Source organism: Lonsdalea britannica, from assembly GCF_946477055.1.
Lineage (GTDB): Bacteria > Pseudomonadota > Gammaproteobacteria > Enterobacterales > Enterobacteriaceae > Lonsdalea > Lonsdalea britannica_A.
Genome location: NZ_CAMKXG010000041.1, coordinates 1 through 17,965 on the forward strand (window position 1 = coordinate 1; position 17,965 = coordinate 17,965).

15 protein-coding genes are annotated in these 17,965 nt (G+C 58.4%); 8 read left to right on the plus strand and 7 right to left on the minus strand.

What is annotated here, in order from left to right:
- The 3 genes from hisQ to hisP form a co-directional block, all read left to right on the plus strand.
- Positions 1 to 518, plus strand: a 518-nt coding sequence (gene hisQ, locus Q7O77_RS04855; protein ID WP_304163894.1) for a histidine ABC transporter permease HisQ, incomplete at its 5' end; no start/stop codon positions are given.
- Positions 515 to 1,219, plus strand: a complete 705-nt coding sequence (locus Q7O77_RS04860; protein ID WP_094118804.1) for an ABC transporter permease — start codon at positions 515 to 517, stop codon at positions 1,217 to 1,219. The genes hisQ and Q7O77_RS04860, both read left to right, overlap by 4 nt.
- 31 nt (positions 1,220 to 1,250) lie before the next feature.
- Positions 1,251 to 2,027 (plus strand): histidine ABC transporter ATP-binding protein HisP, encoded by a 777-nt coding sequence (hisP, locus tag Q7O77_RS04865; RefSeq protein WP_304163897.1) that lies wholly within the window; start codon positions 1,251 to 1,253, stop codon positions 2,025 to 2,027.
- 97 nt (positions 2,028 to 2,124) lie between these two features.
- On the opposite strand, the gene Q7O77_RS04870 is transcribed toward hisP, so the two are convergent.
- The 5 genes from Q7O77_RS04870 to Q7O77_RS04890 are packed head-to-tail and all read right to left on the minus strand — an operon-like array spanning position 2,125 to position 9,139.
- Positions 2,125 to 4,146 carry a CocE/NonD family hydrolase gene (locus Q7O77_RS04870; RefSeq protein WP_304163899.1) on the minus strand — a complete coding sequence of 674 codons (2,022 nt, stop codon included), beginning with the start codon at positions 4,144 to 4,146 and terminating at the stop codon, positions 2,125 to 2,127.
- The gene (locus tag Q7O77_RS04875; protein ID WP_304163901.1) at positions 4,146 to 5,768 is read right to left on the minus strand and encodes an ABC transporter ATP-binding protein; all 1,623 of its coding nucleotides are present in this window, start codon (positions 5,766 to 5,768) and stop codon (positions 4,146 to 4,148) included. The genes Q7O77_RS04870 and Q7O77_RS04875 overlap by 1 nt, the downstream gene beginning before the upstream one ends.
- Complete coding sequence (locus Q7O77_RS04880; protein ID WP_239783348.1) at positions 5,765 to 6,595, minus strand: ABC transporter permease; 831 nt, start codon at positions 6,593 to 6,595, stop codon at positions 5,765 to 5,767. The genes Q7O77_RS04875 and Q7O77_RS04880 overlap by 4 nt, the downstream gene beginning before the upstream one ends.
- Positions 6,596 to 6,602: 7 nt before the next feature.
- Positions 6,603 to 7,550, minus strand: a complete 948-nt coding sequence (locus Q7O77_RS04885; RefSeq protein WP_304163905.1) for an ABC transporter permease — start codon at positions 7,548 to 7,550, stop codon at positions 6,603 to 6,605.
- Entirely contained in the window at positions 7,550 to 9,139 is a 1,590-nt protein-coding gene (locus Q7O77_RS04890; RefSeq protein WP_304163908.1) for an ABC transporter substrate-binding protein, read from the minus strand. Before Q7O77_RS04890 ends, Q7O77_RS04885 begins: the two co-directional genes overlap by 1 nt.
- A gap of 270 nt (positions 9,140 to 9,409) precedes the next feature.
- Here Q7O77_RS04890 and Q7O77_RS04895 point away from each other — a divergent pair, with 270 nt between their 5' ends.
- The 4 genes from Q7O77_RS04895 (at position 9,410) to Q7O77_RS04910 (ending at position 13,306) form a co-directional block, all read left to right on the plus strand.
- Positions 9,410 to 9,556 (plus strand): hypothetical protein, encoded by a 147-nt coding sequence (locus tag Q7O77_RS04895; RefSeq protein WP_304163910.1) that lies wholly within the window; start codon positions 9,410 to 9,412, stop codon positions 9,554 to 9,556.
- 799 nt (positions 9,557 to 10,355) lie between these two features.
- On the plus strand, positions 10,356 to 12,734 hold the full coding sequence (locus tag Q7O77_RS04900) for a heavy metal translocating P-type ATPase (RefSeq protein WP_304163912.1): 2,379 nt from the start codon (positions 10,356 to 10,358) through the stop codon (positions 12,732 to 12,734).
- A 46-nt stretch (positions 12,735 to 12,780) separates the two neighbouring features.
- Positions 12,781 to 12,993, plus strand: coding sequence for a heavy-metal-associated domain-containing protein (locus Q7O77_RS04905; RefSeq protein ID WP_304163913.1), 213 nt, complete (start codon positions 12,781 to 12,783; stop codon positions 12,991 to 12,993).
- Positions 12,980 to 13,306, plus strand: coding sequence for a metal-sensitive transcriptional regulator (locus tag Q7O77_RS04910; RefSeq protein WP_036153065.1), 327 nt, complete (start codon positions 12,980 to 12,982; stop codon positions 13,304 to 13,306). The genes Q7O77_RS04905 and Q7O77_RS04910 overlap by 14 nt, the downstream gene beginning before the upstream one ends.
- A gap of 183 nt (positions 13,307 to 13,489) precedes the next feature.
- Here the strand turns inward: Q7O77_RS04910 and Q7O77_RS04915 are convergent, their stop codons facing one another.
- Positions 13,490 to 14,713 carry an EAL and HDOD domain-containing protein gene (locus Q7O77_RS04915; RefSeq protein ID WP_085652410.1) on the minus strand — a complete coding sequence of 408 codons (1,224 nt, stop codon included), beginning with the start codon at positions 14,711 to 14,713 and terminating at the stop codon, positions 13,490 to 13,492.
- Between the two features lie 604 nt (positions 14,714 to 15,317).
- Between Q7O77_RS04915 and Q7O77_RS04920 the strand changes: the two genes are divergently transcribed.
- The gene (locus tag Q7O77_RS04920; protein ID WP_304163918.1) at positions 15,318 to 16,277 is read left to right on the plus strand and encodes a chemotaxis protein; all 960 of its coding nucleotides are present in this window, start codon (positions 15,318 to 15,320) and stop codon (positions 16,275 to 16,277) included.
- Positions 16,278 to 16,435: 158 nt separating this feature from the next.
- Here the strand turns inward: Q7O77_RS04920 and Q7O77_RS04925 are convergent, their stop codons facing one another.
- A complete protein-coding gene (locus tag Q7O77_RS04925) occupies positions 16,436 to 17,833 on the minus strand; it encodes an MFS transporter (protein ID WP_304163920.1) in 1,398 nt (465 codons plus the stop codon).
- Between the last annotated feature and the right edge of the window lie 132 nt (positions 17,834 to 17,965).

The window sequence follows — 17,965 nt, forward strand, 5'->3', positions numbered from 1 at the left end:
GCGGAGTGCCGGATTTGGTGCTGATGCTGCTGATTTTCTATGGGCTGCAAATCACACTCAACCATGTGACGGAGTTTCTGGGCATGAGCCAGATTGATATTGATCCGCTTTCGGCGGGCGTGATCACGCTGGCTTTCATCTACGGTGCGTATTTCACCGAGACGTTTCGCGGCGCGTTTATGGCCGTTCCGCGCGGCCAGATAGAGGCGGCGCAGGCGTATGGATTCAGCGGTATGCAGGTTTTCCGCCGGGTGCTGTTCCCCGCCATGATGCGTTTCGCGCTGCCCAGCATCGGCAACAACTGGATGATTATTCTGAAAGCGACGGCGCTGGTGTCCATTCTGGGGCTGCACGATGTGGTCAAAGCGACCCAGCTGGCGGGTAAAGGCACCTGGCAGCCGTTCTTCTATACCCTGATGGCCGGGGCCATCTATCTGCTGCTGACCACCGTCTCCAACGGCGTCTTACTGTGGCTGGAGCGACGTTACTCCATGGGCGTGAAGAGGGCCGAACTATGATCGAGATCCTGCAACAATATTGGCAGCCGCTGCTGTGGAGCGACGGCTATCGGATCACCGGTCTGGCGATCACGCTGTGGCTGCTGATTGTCTCCGTGCTGTTGGGCGGCTTGCTGGCACTGCCGCTGGCGATGGCCCGCGTTTCCTCGTCGCGCTGGCTGAGTTTTCCCGCGTGGCTTTACAGCTACATCTTTCGTGGTACGCCGCTGTATGTGCAGCTGCTGGTGATCTACACCGGCATGTACAGCCTGGAAGTCGTGCGCGGCACCGAGGTGCTCAACGCCTTTTTCCGCAGCGGGATGAACTGTACGATTTTGGCGTTGGTGCTGAATACCTGCGCGTACAGTTCGGAAATTTTCGCCGGCGGGATCCGTGCGGTGCCGCATGGCGAGGTGGAGGCAGCGAAGGCCTATGGTTTCTCGCGTGCCAAGATGTACCGTTGCATCATCCTGCCGTCCGCGTTGCGTATCGCGCTGCCTGCCTACGGCAACGAAGTGATTATGATGTTGCACTCCACCGCGCTGGCGTTCACCGCCACGGTGCCGGATCTGCTGAAAGTGGCGCGTGATATCAACGCCGCCACCTATCAGCCTTTCTATGCTTTCGGCCTTGCCGCCGTGCTTTACCTTGTCGTTTCCTACGGTCTGATTCGCCTGTTCCGCAAAGCGGAAAAACGCTGGCTGATCCATCTAAAACCTTAATCATCCGCGCTGGATAGCAGGAGAATGTGCTATGTCTGAGAAGAAAAAATTAGTCGTGACCGAGCTGCACAAACACTACGGCGAACACGAGGTGCTGAAAGGCGTTTCGCTGTCCGCCAGTGCGGGCGACGTGATTTCCATCATCGGCTCCTCCGGTTCCGGTAAAAGTACGCTGCTGCGCTGTATCAACTTTCTCGAAAAGCCGACGGAGGGCACGCTGTGGGTCAATGAGAAAGAGATCCGACTGGTGCGGGACAAAGACGGCCAGCTGAAAGTGTTTGATAAGAAACAGCTGCAGCTACTGCGTACGCGGCTGACGATGGTGTTTCAGCACTTCAACCTGTGGAGCCACATGACGGTACTGGAAAACGTGATGGAGGCGCCGATTCAGGTGCTGGGCATCAGTCGCGCTGAGGCACGCGAGCGCGCGATCCGCTATCTGGACAAAGTCGGCATCGATGAACGGGCGCGCGGAAAATATCCCTCAAGCCTGTCCGGCGGGCAGCAGCAGCGCGTCTCCATTGCGCGCGCGCTGGCGATGGAGCCGGAGGTGCTGTTGTTTGATGAGCCGACATCGGCGCTGGACCCGGAGCTGGTGGGGGAAGTGCTGAAAATCATGCAGCAGCTGGCGGAAGAGGGCAAAACCATGATTGTGGTGACGCATGAAATGGAGTTCGCCCGTCATGTCTCCACGCAGGTGGTGTTCCTGCATCAGGGCGTGATTGAAGAGCAGGGCGCGCCGGAGGCGGTGTTCAACAATCCCCAAAGTCCGCGATTGCAGCAGTTTCTGTCCGGCGCGTTGAAATAAGCGCAATAAAAAACCGCCCGACAGTCGGGCGGTTTGAGCATGGGTCATCGCGCGCGGCGTTGACCGGAGTGAGACTCCGCGCCGCGGCAGGCATTCATCAACGCGGGATGCGGCGATCCCACTGGCGGTTAAAGACCTCTTGACCGTTATGCTGGATACGCATATCCGCCGTCACGATAAAGTGGGTGAGATCGCCGCGTAGCTCCAGCGTGATCTCTGCCTCGGTCCACCAGCCTTCACGTCCCATTTTCATCGACTGCGTCAACAGATAGCGGGCCGACAGCGGGTCCTGACTGTTGATGGTCAACTGACGACGCAGGCTGTGGTCGACGGTAGTGTCGATGTCGTCGAAGCGGTAAACCCCCTCGCCGAACACGCCGCCGACGCCTTCGGTGACGTAGGTCCAGGTATCGGTGACGATGTCATAGGACGCGTGACGGTCGACTCGTCCCGGCGACAGCACGGTCAGCGGCGTATCCGGCGCGGTCTTGGGATGCGGGTTGGGGCCAGCGATAGGCTGTACCGACTCGCAGACCGGCAGGCGCAGCTGCGCGCTTGCCAGATCGACGCTGAGCGTTGCTGCTTCGGCCATCGGCCAGACCATCGGCCAGTAGGTCGTTGCCAGCGAGACGCGCAGACGATGCCCGGCGGGGAAGCGCCAGGCGATGCCGTCCAGCTGAACGTTGACCTGCACGGTTTCTCCCGGCGTCAGCGGGGTATGACGATCCTGCCCCTGCAAATGGCTCAGATTCACCCAGCCGTGCGAAACGCGAGTCACCGCGCCGTCTTCCGCGACGTCGGACAGGCGCACATACAGCATCGCGGCGGGCTTATCACTTTTCAGCGCAACGCTAAACTGCGGCAGGCCGTAGATCGTCAGCATGTCCTGCAACGGCTCGCTTTCATAAAACGTCGCCAGACCGTCGTCGATGCGCTGATCGCTCGGGCTTTCGCCCAATACGCCCGCGCCCATCCATTCTCCGCCCATGACGCCGTGGCTCTGCGGCGAACAGACGTTCTGCCAGCCAGCGTGCTCATCCGGCTGGTCGTTCAACTGGCCGCGCTGCAGCCAGAAGGTGCGCGGGGTGGTAGCCGCCGCGGTGTCGCCCTCGATGCCGATCCATTCGCCCGGCGCTGTCGGCCGCTGCGAGCTGGGGCGCTGGCTCTCGTTCATCCACGCCTGCACGCGCGGTCCGTCCAGTACGTCGTTGTCTTCGCCTTTCAGCCAGTGATCCCACCAGCGCACGGCTTCTTGCAGGAAGCCGATGGCCGGTTCCGGCGTCCCGTCCTGCGGGTAAATGTGCGCCCACGGGCCGATGATGGCCTTGCGCGGGACTTCAAGATTGTCCATCAGGCGGAAGACGGCGTTGGTGTAGGAGTCGGCCCAACCGCCAATCGCCATCACCGGGCACTGAATGTCAGACCATTCTTCACCGACGGAACCATGACGCCAGTACGCGTCGCGCAGCGGATGTTCCATCCACTGGGCGGGGAAGAACGGCATGTTGTCCAGCCGGTGCATCCAGTCCTGATACCAGCTTTCGCCGATCAGCGCCGGGTCCTGCGGACGGCTCTGGTACGCCATCATGATGCCGCCCCACCACAGGTTGTCGTTCAGCAGACAGCCGCCTTTGTAGTGGATGTCGTCGTTATAGCGATCGTCGGTCGAGCAGACGGTGATGATCGCCTTCAGCGCTGGCGGACGGCGCGCGGCGAGCTGCAGGCAGTTAAAGCCGCCCCAGGATTTGCCCATCATGCCGACCGCGCCGCTGCACCACGCCTGACGGCTGATCCAGTCGATCACTTCCAGCGCATCTTCCTGTTCCTGCAACAGGTATTCATCGGCCATCAATCCGTCGGATTCGCCGCTGCCGCGCATGTCCACGCGCAAGACGGCGTAGCCGTGGCCCGCAAACCAGCCGTGCATCGGTTCATCGCGCGTACGGGTTCCGTCGCGTTTGCGGTAGGGAATGTATTCCAGAATGGCCGGAACCGGTGTTTGATGCGCCTGCTCTGGCAGCCACATCCGCGCCGCCAGACGGGTGCCGTCGGCCAGCGTGATCCAGAAATGTTCGGTAACGACGACGTTGTGCGGGAAGTGGGTTACGGTTTCTTTCATCATATTCCTGTCGAAATTTCATTGCTGCGCGTCTCCAGAACTTCGTCGAGCCAGGAGCTGCGCATTTCAGGGACGGAGGTCAGCAGTTTTTCGGTGTAAGGGTGCATCGGGGCGCTGAAGACTTTGCCCGTCGGGCCTTGCGCGACGATATTGCCCTGATACATGACCGCGACCTGCTGAGCGACGCGTTTGACCGTGCCGAGATCGTGCGTGATGAACAGATAGGAGAGCCCCAGCTGCTCTTGCAGCCGTTTGAGCAGGTTCAGCACGCCCTCGGCGACCAGCGGATCAAGCGCGGACGTCGCTTCGTCGCAGATAATCAGATCCGGATTGGCGGCCAGCGCTCGCGCGATGCAGACGCGCTGCTTCTGCCCGCCGGAGAGTTCGCCGGGATAGCGGTCGGCCAGCGAGGTCGGCAACTCGGTCAGCTGGAGCAGCTCCTCGACGCGGGCGCGCACCTGCTGGCGGTTGTGGCCGAAATAAAAGGCGATAGGGCGGCCGATGGCTTCCAGAATCGTCTGCCGCGGATTCAGCGCGACGTCCGGCAATTGGTAGATCATCTGGATGCAGCGCAGCGTCTCTTTATCGCGTTGCTGATAGCGATGCGCCAGTTTGACGCCGTCAAAGATCGCATCGCCCTCGGTATCGTTCAGCAGACCGCACAGCGCCCGCGCCAGCGTGCTCTTACCGCTGCCGGATTCGCCGATAATCGCCAGCGTTTGCCCTTTGGGCAGCGACAGCGAAACATCGTGTACTACCCGTTTGCCGCTGTAGCCGGTGCTAAGACGGTCCAGCGTCAGCAGCGCGGAAGCGTCGGACTGTGTTTCTTCGCCCGGCGTCAGCGCGTGCGTGCGTTCGGAAACCAGCTGTTGCGTATAGGTTTCCTTCGGCGTCTGCAAAATGACGTCGGTCTCGCCGCATTCCACGGCGCGTCCCTGACGCAGCACCAGAATGCGGTCGGCGATCTGGGACACGACGGCCAGATCGTGCGTGATGTACAGCGCGGCGGTATTAAACTCCCGCACCAGCTTGCGCAGCATCACCAGCACTTCGATCTGCGTGGTGACATCCAGCGCGGTGGTGGGTTCGTCCATGATCAGCAGGTCGGGTTTGCAAGACATCGCCATCGCCGCCATCGCGCGTTGCAGCTGTCCGCCGGAGAGCTGATGCGGGTAGCGTTTGCCGATGTTTTCCGGATCGGGCAGATCCAGCGCGGTGAACAGCGTCGTGGCCCAGGCGTTCGCCTCGCTGCGGCTCATCAGACCGTGTCGCAACGGGCCTTCACACACCTGTTTGCCGATGGTCAGCGCCGGGTTGAACGCGGCGGCGGCGCTCTGCGCCACGTAGGCGACGCGGCGGCCGCGGATCGCCTGCTTCTGCGCGTTGGAGAGCGGCACGATATCTTGATCGTCGATGCGGACTTCGCCCGCGCTGATGCGGCAACCCGGACGGGTATAGCCCATCGCGGCCAGCCCGATGGTGGACTTGCCCGCGCCGGATTCGCCGATCAGGCCAAGGACTTCGCCCCGTTGCAGGGTGAGCGAGATGTCCTGCACCAGCGCGCGTCCCTTGTCTTCGGTTTCGATACGCAGGTGACGGATGTCGAGAACAGGTTGATTCATGCTTCATCCCCCAGTGAGAGGTTGTTGCGCAGCAGCAGCCAGTCCACGACCAAATTGACGCCGATGGTCAGCAGCGCGATGGCGGCCGCCGGATAGAGCGGCGCCAGCAGCCCGAAGTTGATGGCCTGCGCGTTGTCGCGCACCATGCTTCCCCAGTCGGCGTACGGCGGTTGGATACCCAGGCCGAGGAAGCTGAGGCCGGCGATGAACAGGAACGTGAAGCAGAAACGCATGCCGAATTCGGCCAGCAGCGGCGGAATGGCGTTCGGCAGGATTTCCCGCGTCAGGATCCAGCGCAGGCCTTCGCCGCGCAGCCGGGCCAGTTCTACATACTCCTGACACACGATGTCCTGCGCGACCAGACGCGCCAGCCGGAAGACGCGGGTGGCGTCGAGCAGCGCGATAGTGCCGACCAGCACCGGGACCGAGGTTCCCAGTACGGAGAGGACAATCAGCGCCAGAATCAGGACCGGAATCGACATCAGGGTATCGACGATACGCGTCAGCACGACGTCGACCCAGCGGCCGTAAATCGCCGCGGTGAAGCCGGTAATGATCCCGATGACGAAGGAGCTGAAGGTGATCACCAGCGCAATGGCGATGGTAGTGCGGGCGCCAAACAGAATGCGGGACAGCATATCGCGTCCCAGACTGTCGGTGCCGAGCAGCGCGTCAGCCGACGGTGCTATCCAGATGTCGCCGACCTGCGCGGTTTCGCTATGCGGCGCCAGCCAAGGCGCGAACAGCGCGCCAATCAGATTGACGGCGATAATCAGCAGCCCGATCCACGCCGAGAGCGGCACTCCGCTCATTTTTGTTATTTTCATGCCTGACTTACCTCGTATGTCGCAGTCGGGGGTTACACCAGATAGCCAGCAGATCGGCGACGGTATTCAGCAGGATATAAGTCCCGCCGAACAGCAGTCCGCACGCCTGCACGACAGGCAGGTCGCGTTTACTGACCGCATCGACCATCAGCTGTCCGATTCCCGGATAGACGAAGACGACTTCGACCAGAATCACGCCGACGACCAGATACGCGAGGTTAAAGGCCACCACGTTGATGATGGGCGCCAGCGCGTTGGGCAAGGCATGGCCCAGCACGATGCGCCAGCGCGGGACGCCTTTCAGCAGCGCGGTTTCGATATAACCGGCCGACATGACCGCGCCTACTGAGGCGCGCGTCATGCGCAGCATGTGCGCCAGCACCACCAGCACCAGCGTGAGCATCGGCAGCGTTGCGTTATACAGCCGCTGCGTCAGCGAGTCGTCCGGGCTGACCATCGCCAGACTGGGGAACCAGGCGAAGTGGATGGCGAAGAAAATCACCAGCAGGTAGCCGACGAAAAACTCCGGGACGGAGATGCTCAGAAGCGTCAGCGAGTTGGCGAGCCGGTCGAACAGCGAACCGCGCCAGATGGCGCAGGCAATGCCGAGCGCCACCGCCAGCGGAATGGCGATCAGCGCGGCATAGGCGGCCAGAAACAGCGTGTTTTCCAGACGGGGCAGCAGCTCTTCACTGATAGGACGCCCGTTGGCCAGCGAGGTGCCGAGATCGCCGTGCAGCACGCCAGCCAGCCAGTGCAGATAGCGGCCGACGGCAGGCTGATCCAGCCCCAGCTGGGTGCGCAGCGCAGCAATGGTTTCCGGGGTGCCGTTCTGGCCGAGCAGCGCGCTGGCGATATCGCCGGGCAGCAGCTCGGTGCCGAGAAAGATCAGCATGGAAACCAGCCAGAGCGTCAACAGCCCCAGCAGTAGACGATGAAGAATATGCTTTTTCATTACGACTCCAGCCAGACGCGCTCAGCCAGACGTCCCCCCATAAAGTTGAACAGCGGATGAGGGGTGACGCCGCCCAGTTTTTTGCTGGTCGCATCGAGATAGTCGCCGAACAGCGGAATCATCGCTCCGCCGTCATCGCGTGCGATGCTCTGCAGTTCGCCGTAGATGTCGGCGCGCGCTTTCTCGTCCAGCATGGAACGGGCCTGCAACAGCAGCTCATCGAAGCGGTCGTTTTTCCAGTGGGAATCGTTCCACTTGGCGGTGGACTGCCAGGCGGTGGAAAACATCTGGTCGGCGGTCGGTCGGCCTCCCCAGTAGCCCATGCTGAACGGGGCTTTCATCCACACATTTTCCCAGTAGCTGTCGGCGGGCTGGCGTTTGATGGTCACCTGAAGGCCCGACTGGCTGGCCTGTCCCTGGAACAGCGCCGCCGCGTCCAGCGCGCCTGCGAAAGCGGCGTCTGAGGAGGATAGCTCCAGCGGTAGCGTAGTCAGCCCGGCCTTTTTCAGGTGGAACTTGGCTTTGTCCGGATCCCACGCGCGCTGCGGCAGATCGTGGTTAAAGAAGCGGTCGGTTTTCGGAATCGGATGGTCGTTGCCGAGGCTGCCGTAGCCGCGCAGCACGGTGGACAGAATTTTTTCGCGGTCGATGCCGTATTTGATCGCGAGGCGCACGTCGTTGTTGTTGAACGGCGCGGCGCGGCAGTCCATCAGGAACGTGAAGTGCTGACCGCCGGAAGATCGAATGATATTCAGCATCGGGCTGCGCTTCAGGAAATCGACGGTTTTGAAATCGACGCGGTTGATGGCGTGTACCTGCCCGGAAATCAGGGCGTTAGTGCGGGCGGTCGGATCGTTGATGACCAGCACTTCCACGGCGTCGACGAACGCGCGGTTCGGCTTCCAGTAGTTCGGGTTGCGTTTGAAGCGGGAACGAACGCCCGGCTGATAATAGTCGAACGTGAATCCGCCGGTTCCGATAGGGTGTGACCAGTCGGTGAAGCCGTTCGGCACCACCAGCAGGTGATAGTCCGCCAGAAGATACGGCAGATCCGCGTTGCCGCTGTCGAGTGTGATGGCGATTTCGTCAGGCGCGGTGCGGGCGAGTTTCGTGATACTGGACAGCTGTGATCGAATCGCGCTGCGCGAGCTCTCCCCACGGTGCAGGTTGATGGAGTAGATGATGTCATCCGCATCCAGCGTTTTGCCGTTATGGAAGGTGACGCCCTGACGCACTTTGAAGCGCCACTCTTTGGCGCCCGGTTCGACCTGCCAGCTTTCCAGCAGCTCCGGCGTCGCCTGATTGTTTTCATCAATCTCGATCAGACCGTTCATCAGCATATAGGCCTGATTGAGCGGAACCCAGTCGCTGAACAGCGTGGGATCGAGCGTATCGCTGGTGTTCCCGCCAGACATACCCAGTTTGAGCGTGCCGCCTCGCTTCGGTACGGCTTGTGCAGCAGAACTACTCAAAGGAAATGAAGAAAGTACACTACTCGCTCCAAGGAGTGCGGCAGTATTGAGAAACGACCGGCGGCTGAACTGAGCCTGCCCGAGCAATTTCTGTAAGTCCGAATGCTCTTTTTTCATTTATTTCTCCCCATGGTGTTGGTTTCATTTGCGTATTTACCACTCGTCGAGGAGTGAAATAGGTCTGTGACCTGTCATCTTACTGATGATTTATATGTTCTGTTTTCTCTATCCATTAATGCCAAAACGCGGCTCAGGATACTTCAAAAAGGCGCATTTTTCTAATCGACGACGCCAGAAGGGAAAAGTGGGCGACGAAAAACAGAATGTCACCTCGTGAATTATCGCTGTCACAGGCGCTATTTTTCCCTCGCGACAGAGGCGAGTGTAATGCGTGGTTGGCGTGATTTATTCTCAGGCTTGTCACCGATTATCGACGAGGTGATTAGCGGACAAAAAATATCGACGTGGGCCAGTGATGCGGTGCTGAAATTTATTCCATTAGGACGCGTTGATGCCGCAGGAATAACGGCTTAAAACGCCGTCGCTGGCAGCGGTAAATAGGTCGGCATTGAGATGAAAGAATAACGGGAGAGAAAGCGGCTTCATCGGATGCACTTAAAATAAAGTCCAATGATATTTATTTATCTGTAATTGAATGGTTTTTTGTTATGGTCTTTGTAGGAGGGGATGGTGAGTAAATAGACAATCATTTCTCTTCTCTGTTTATTTCATGAGGAAGAATTCAGGGTGTTGAAGGACGAAAAAATGAAATAGCGCTCTCCCTTTCTCTATTGCTGAAATAGGTCTGTTTCGATAATGATCTGGGCCAGGTATTGTTTCCAATCTATTCGCCAAAATGGAGGGTATTAACGTTATTCATCCGCCGTTAAATATTTTGCTGAAGGGGCAATTTTTAATCGGCTGCTGCCAGCTCGGCATCGCCGGTGATTTTAGGGTGAACGCACAGCGTCACCTTCGTAAATTAAACACGATATCCCCCCACAGAAAGACACTCATTACGTTTACTTATATTTAAAGCCGATTGTAGCGTGACGATTTTTCAGCACGGTATTTATCGCTGGGTTGGAAGAATAAATAGGTGTTTCCGAGCGATAAAACACGTTATGGCTGCCGTCTTTCACTGCGGTCGCTGGGTAAGGCGGAGAGGGCGGTTTAATAAAATACCCTTGGGGGGTATGATAAAATGATCGTAGCGCGTAGAGTGTCAGGCAGGTTTTCAACGTTTGCGCGTCCGGGCCCCACGATCTTTTTGGGCTTGCCTGCTGCCCGCGAGATAACACCCTTGTCTGCAAACAGATTAGGACAGACCCCTATGAGCCAACCCCAGCCTCTTCATCTTGCCGTCACCGGCATGTCCTGCGCCGCGTGCGCCAGCCGTATTGAACGCGTCCTTAATCGTCTGGATGGCGTCTCCGCCAACGTGAACTTCGCCAGAGAGAAAGCGGTGGTGCGTCTCGATGACGCGCGCAGTACGTCCAATGACGTGATCGCCGCGATCCGCAAAGCCGGGTTCGACGTGGCGGATCAACGGGTATCGCTGGCCGTCGACGGCATGAGCTGCGTCGCCTGCGCGGCACGTATCGAAAAGGTGCTGAATAAGGTGGAAGGGGTGACGGCGGCGGTCAATTTTGCCGCTGGCCGGGCGCAGGTCAGCGTGACCCCCGGTAGCGCCACGCCGGAATCACTGATCGCGCGTATCGAACGCGCCGGGTTTACGGCGCGTCAGGTGATGGCGGGCGATCTGGAGGCCGAGCGTCAGCGGCGCGATCAGGCCTGGAAAAAAGATCGCAATGCGTTGCTAGTGGCCGCCGTACTGTCGTTTCCGCTGCTGTTTGAAATGGTCGCGATGTTTTTCGGGCAGGCACACTGGCTGCCGGGATGGTTCCAGTGGCTGCTGGCGACGCCGGTGCAGTTTTGGTGCGGCCGTCACTTTTATCGCCGGGCCTGGAGCGCGCTGCGCAGTGGAACGGCCAATATGGATGTGCTGGTGACGCTGGGCACCAGCGTCGCTTACGCGTTAAGTCTGGTGACGCTCCTGACCTCGGAGCACGGCGATCTCTACTTCGAGGCCAGCGCCGCCATTATCACGTTGGTGCTGCTCGGCAAGCTGTTGGAAGGTAAAGCCAAGTCTAAAACCGGTGACGCTATTGAGGGGCTGTTGCGCCTTCAGCCGCCAATAGCGCACGTCGACGTTGACGGCGAATGGCAGGACCGTGATGTGGCATCCCTGCGCAGTGGCGATGTCTTTCTGGTCAGACCGGGCGAGAGCGTGCCCGTTGACGGCGTGGTCATCGACGGGCTGTCTGAGGTCAATGAGGCGATGCTGACGGGCGAAAGTCAGCCCGTGGTGAAGCAGGCGGATGCGCAGGTCTACGCGGCGACGCAGAATCATAGCGGTGCGCTGCGGGTGCGGGCGACCGGCGTCGGCAGCGATACCGCGCTGTCGCGTATCGTGCGTCTGGTCGAAGAGGCTCAGGGCTCTAAAGCCAGCGTGCAGCGGCTCGCCGACCGGGTTTCCGCGATCTTTGTCCCTGTCGTCATTACGATTGCCGTGCTGGCGTTTGTGATCAACTGGCTGGTGACCGGGCAATGGGAGACGAGTCTGGTCAACGCCGTCGCCGTGCTGGTGATAGCCTGTCCGTGCGCGTTGGGACTGGCGACGCCGACCGCGATTATGGTCGGAACCGGTCAGGGTGCGCGGGCCGGGATCCTGTTTCGCAACGCGAGCGCGCTGGAAAACGCTCAGCAGTTGCAGGTGTTGGTGATGGATAAGACCGGGACGCTGACCGAAGGACAACCTGCCGTGGTCAACGTGCTGCCCGCTGACGGCGTAACGGAGGACGAGCTGCTCAGTCTGGCGATGGGGCTGGAGCAGAACTCCGAACATCCGCTGGGACAGGCGCTGGTGAAGTATGCGCAACAGGCCGGGGCGACCGCGGCGGAAGCGCGCGGATTTAACGCTATCGTGGGGCGCGGCATCAGCGCGCAGATAGGGGATAGCTCCGTGATTTTGGGTTCTCCCACGTTCCTGGCGTCGCGCGGCGTGGCTTTTGATTCCGCGCTCCCCGCGCTGCAAGAGCAAAAGGGGCTGACGGTGGTGGGGCTGGCGCGAGATGAGCAACTGCTTGGCTATGTCTGTTTCGAGGATCGGCTGCGTGACGATGCCGTGGCGACGGTGGAGACGCTGCACCGGCAGGGGATTCGCGTTGTCATGCTGACCGGCGATAACGCGCGGGCGGCGGAGCGGGTGGCCGAGCGAGCCGGGATCCGTCAGTTTATTGCCGAAGTGTTGCCGGAGCAGAAAGCGGAGCAAATCGCTCGCCTGCAGGCGGAGGGATACTGCGTCGGCATGGTCGGCGACGGCATCAACGATGCGCCCGCGCTGGCGGCGGCCGATGTGGGATTTGCGGTCGGCGCCGGTTCGAATATCGCGCTGGATACGGCGGACGTAGTGCTGATGCAAAACCGTCTCGGCGGATTGCCCGACGCTATTAGCCTGTCGCGCGCGACGCTGAATAAGGTCAGGCAGAACTTGTTCTTCGCCTTTTTCTATAATGTGCTGGGGATCCCGCTGGCCGCATTCGGCCTGCTCAATCCGGTGATCGCCGGCAGCGCGATGGCGCTGAGTTCTGTCTCCGTTTTGAGTAATTCACTGTGGTTACGCCGCTGGAAGCCGCGCCGCAAGGGGTAAGTTTCTCGTGGGTTTAAACAAACGTTCAGAACAGAGGAGTGTGACGATGTCTCATACAACATTAACGGTATCGGGGATGGTGTGCGGCGGTTGCGTCAGCAAAGTGACTCAGGCTTTGCAGTCACTGGAAGGCGTGAGTCAGGTTAATGTGACGCTGGAGAGTGGCCTGGTTGACGTCGAGTATGCGGAAACAGGCACCGCCAACCCAGACGCATTCCGCAGCGCCGTTGAAGAGATGGGTTTCGATGTTGCCGGCTAAGTGCGACGCGTGCCTTGACGCCAGCGCGGGCGAGGCTGACGCGAAGCAGGTGGTACAGCCGCGCAAAAAAGCGTTGTTGAACCGTCTGAAGCGCATCAACGGCCAGGTCAACGGTATCACGCAGATGGTGGAGCAGGACCGGTATTGCGTGGATATCCTCAATCAAATTACCGCCGTACGCTCTGCGTTAAGTGCCGTCGCCAACCAGATGCTGGCCGATCATGCTAACGGCTGCGTCCGCAAAGCGGTGCTGACCGACGGCGGTGAGGATGCCATTGCGGAACTGTTGCAGGTGATTCAGCGCATGCGCTAACGGTCAAAGCGTGTCGGCTGTGCCGATAACGCTTTATCGCAGGCGGCGCCGCCTGCCTGTTTTAACCGTCACCCGTATAAACGCGGCGTGCGGTATTTCGCGCGCTGAAAACCCAAGGGATAGGGGAATCTGAGTGTGTTGAGCGAAGAGCTATCGGCAGGATAGGCAATACGAGAAGAACAATTATAAATCCAGCAATTCATCAGCCCAGAGGGTGGCTTCGGTGATCAGGTCCAGCATCTGCTGTTCATTAATGTCCATCATCTCCATATAGGTGTTCACCTGCTCCCAGTTTTGCTTTTCATAATAAGAAATGATGCTTAAATAGCGCGCCAATTCCCCGGCGTTGTCCATCAGCGCGCCTTTGATATGCGACGACACGGGGATTTGCTCCAGCAACAAATCCATCGGTGAATCCAGAATGGCGTCCAGCATCGAAAAAAGGCCGCACAAAAAGGCCTCGAAGGGATCTTCGCGGCCGTGCAGGCGGATCGACAACAGTTCACAGAATTTCCCCCGGATCAGACTCATACGATAGAGCTCGCAGGATTTATCCTTGCTCCCCATCGTGATGCTGATCAGCGAAATAAATCGCCGTAATTCCCGTTGCCCCAGAAATATAGCGATGCTGCGAAACGACATGGAGGTCGTGATGGCGGAGAGGTTGGCCTTGTAGCGGAAATTGTTGAAATACCGCATCAGCTTGTAGGCCAGCGATAAGTCGCTGTTGATCAGGCGTTCAATTCGGTCGTAGTTAAGCTCCCGCTCGTTGGCTTCTTTAAGCAGCTGAATGGCGTTTTTATGATCGTTGGAAAGCCGCTTGGCTTTGAACATCTGCGGGTGGCTGAAGAAGTAGCCCTGAAATAGCGTAAATCCCATCGCCTTGACGCGCAGGAACTGCTCGTTGGTCTCGACTTTTTCAGCCAGATAGCTGAGGTGCTTGTGCCGCAGCGTGCTGATATAGCGACCAATCTCTTCGAAAGTCGACTGCTGCAGGTCAAACTTGATGATATCCACATAAGGCAAAAAACGATCCCAACTGGGGTCCATGCTGAAATCATCCAGCGCCAGCGTGAACCCCTTTCTCTTCAGCCGTTTCACGGCCGCAAACAGTTCTTCATCCGGCGTGGAATTTTCGAGTATTTCAATCACGACTTTATCCGCCGGTAATATTTCCGCCTGACCGTCGATAAGCAGCTGATACGGAAAATTAATATAGCTGGGGTGGTCACCGGTCAATTTATTCAATGGGGTGGTGAGAAATTGTTCTGATATTAGCTGGGCGGTGGCATATTCCGGGCTGACGTCAGGAAATTTATTGGTAATACCTTGGCGAAACAAAAGCTCATAAGCTACGGGTTGTAAGCGCTGGTCTAAAATGGGTTGCCGTGCAACGAACGAATACATAAGAAACCTCCAGACTGAAAAAGGTAAAAAGAGGTAACTGGATCCTTATTAACAAATTATTCCCTGTAATATTATTTTGTCCCTATATAGCCGGAGGGGCAGTACCATCTTCCTTCAACAATTCTAACAGTGTTTTGATATTTTTCTGGCGGATGCCCCTGTTTTCAATCGACTATCCTCAACGGTTTCTCACGTAGAGTCGCCGCCAGCATAGCCGCAGCCCTTGGCGGGTGGGGGCATGTCGCGCTACCCACTTGATTCCAGACGGATTTAACAGACTAATAAATTTTTTTTAAGAAACGCCCGGCCAGGCGTATTAAGGTTATCTCTATGGGTATGATTGATAATGACGCCATTCAACGCTGATGAAATCCTCGTCGCAGGGACTTTTTTCCTTCAATAATCATTATTACCTGAAGGATAAAAAAAGACGGCTATTGTTAGCATATAGTTTTCATTTCTACAGCCGATAACAGGCAAGAGTAACTTGAATAAAATGACTGAGTGCACGCGGCTTTGGCCGGATGTCGTTGATTAAGCGCTTATCGACTTGTTACGACGGCCGGCCGGACATTAATGAAGTATTCGTATTATTGAGGACTGCATGGATAATTTTCAGAAAGATATCGATGAGAGGACCAACCTCACATCCGCCAACAAGTTTGAACTTCTTTTGTTCAGATTGGGAGGCTCCGAGCTGCAGGGGGGCAAATCCGAGCTGTTCGGCATCAACGTCTTCAAGCTGCGTGAAATTGTTCCCATGCCGTCGTTGACCAAAGCTGTGGGTATGAAACCGCCTATGATGGGGATGGTGAATATCCGCGGACAGGTTATTCCCGTGATCGATCTTCCTGCGGTGGCCGGATGTAAGCCGGAAACCGGGCTGAATATTTTGCTGGTGACGGAGTACGCGCGCAGCACGCAGGCGTTTGCGGTCGAGTCCGTCGACGATATCGTCCGTCTTGACTGGAGCCAGGTGCTGACCGCCGAGGCGGGCGTCGGCAGCAGCTACATCACCAGTATTGCACGGTTGGATAGCGATAAAGAGAGTAACAATCTGGCGCTGGTGCTGGACGTTGAGCAGATTCTGCACGACATGATCCCAGTCGACCGCGATATTCATATCAATGATATGGAAAACAAAGCGTTCCCGATCAAACCCGGTTCGGTAGCGATTGTCGCCGAAGACTCCAAGGTGGCGCGTTCGCTGCTGGAGCAGGGACTGGAACTGATGAAGATCCCCGGTCAGATGCATGTCACGGGTCAGGAAGCGTGGAATAAAATCCAGCTGATGGCGAAACAGGCGCAGGCAGAAAACGTGCCGATTTCCGATAAGATCGCGTTCGTGCTGACCGACCTGGAAATGCCCGAAATGGACGGCTTTACGCTGACGCGTCACATCAAGGGCGACCCATACCTGAAGCATATTCCGGTGATCATCCACTCCTCGCTGTCGGGGAGCGCCAACGAAGATCACGTACGCAAAGTCGGCGCCGACGCTTATGTCGCGAAGTTCGAAATCAATGAACTGGCGGCTGCGGTTCAGAGCGTGCTGGTGAAGTAAACGCCAATCACGACCCGCTAAACTCCGGCCACATCACGCTTGCGATGTGGCCGGAGACATCGCCTTCCCTGACGCACTGTCCCCCACATTCCGCCTTTGGCGTGACAACGCTAAAATCTCATCACTGACGTCTGTCGAACCGGTGCCTCTTACCACGTTTATTCATTCACGACCGAGTGGGCGAGGACTAACCGACGCCGTCTTAGATTCAGTATCAATGCAATCAGACTGAAGCCAATCGATGCCGACAGGGCGAGATAAGCGCCTTCGCTGGCGGACAGAGAGAAGCACAGCCCGGCCAGCGCAGCGCCCCACGTTTGTCCATTCACGCGGGCGGCCGCCTGCATCCCGCCCGCGGCTCCGCTGCGGCTGCGCGGTGGGGCTGAGAGCATGTCGCGGCTGTTCGGCGACTGGAAAAAACCAAACCCGACGCCGGCTAAAAACAGCCCGCAGAGCAGCCAGAGATCCATGGCGCCGTGCGGCAACGCCACAATCAGTACCAGCCCGATAATTTGCAGACCGGCGCCGATGGCGCACAGGCTCCCGGCCTGAACCCGGTCAACGAACGAAGACAGACCGAGATTCGCCAGCGACGATCCGACAGGCCACGCCGTCATCAGCAGACCGGTCTGCACGATAGTTCGGCCGAGCGAATGCTGCATATAAAAGGGCAGGGCGACAAATGCGCACATTTGCGCCGCAAACATGCAAAACGACGCGGCGATTGCCCAGCGAAAGCGCGGGATCTTGAACAGATCGAGCGGCAGCAGGGGCGACGCGTCGCCGAGGCAGCGTTTCACCAACCGCCACAGACATATCGCGGCGGACAGAATTAGCGTCAAGGCCAGTGCGGGGGACTCATTAAGCTCATTGAGACCGATCACCCCAAGGCTCATGCCCAACGCATTGAGCACGATGGCCTGCAGGTCGAACCTGCGCGGCTGACGCGGCGTCATGGGCAGCGCGCGGGCGCAGATCAGGGCCAAGACACCGATGGGGAAGTTGATGACAAACAGCCATTCCCACGGGGCGACGGAGAGCACCGCAGCGCATATGGAAGGCCCGGCGGCAGAGGAAGCGGTCACGACAAACGCATTGCGCGCGAGCCCCCGGCCGAACGTTTTCGCCGGGTAGGTATGACGTAACAGCGCTGACGTACAGCACATGATGGCTGCCGCGCCTATGCCCTGAATGATGCGCGCGGCGATCAGGCCGGACATGGAGTCGGCCAGCGCGCAGCCTAAGGATGACAAGGTAAATACCACCACGCCCGCGCTGAACACTTTTCGGTAGCTGATGAATTCGCCCAGCGCGGCCATCGGCAGCAGCGTGGCGATGATGGCGAGCTGATAGCCATTGACGACCCACACTGAGGTCTGCGCGCTGGCATTCAATGAGTGTGCGATGGTAGGGAGCGCGACATTCGCTAACGTGCCATCAAGCACGCTCAGTACGACAGCAAGAGAGACGGACAGGATAGCCCACACCCGCCGTGAACCGGGAATGCCCTCTTCCTGAGAGGGGATGGACGTCTGTGCAGGGGACGAAGGTTTCATTGGTACGAACATCTCCAGGCCGCAGTCCTGAAGACGAGAACGGCACTTTTCTAATAAGTCTGCTTAATCGATATGAACGTTAACGGCTTAAAAATAAAAGGGAAGCGCTGGGCTTCCCTGTGGTCTCATTAT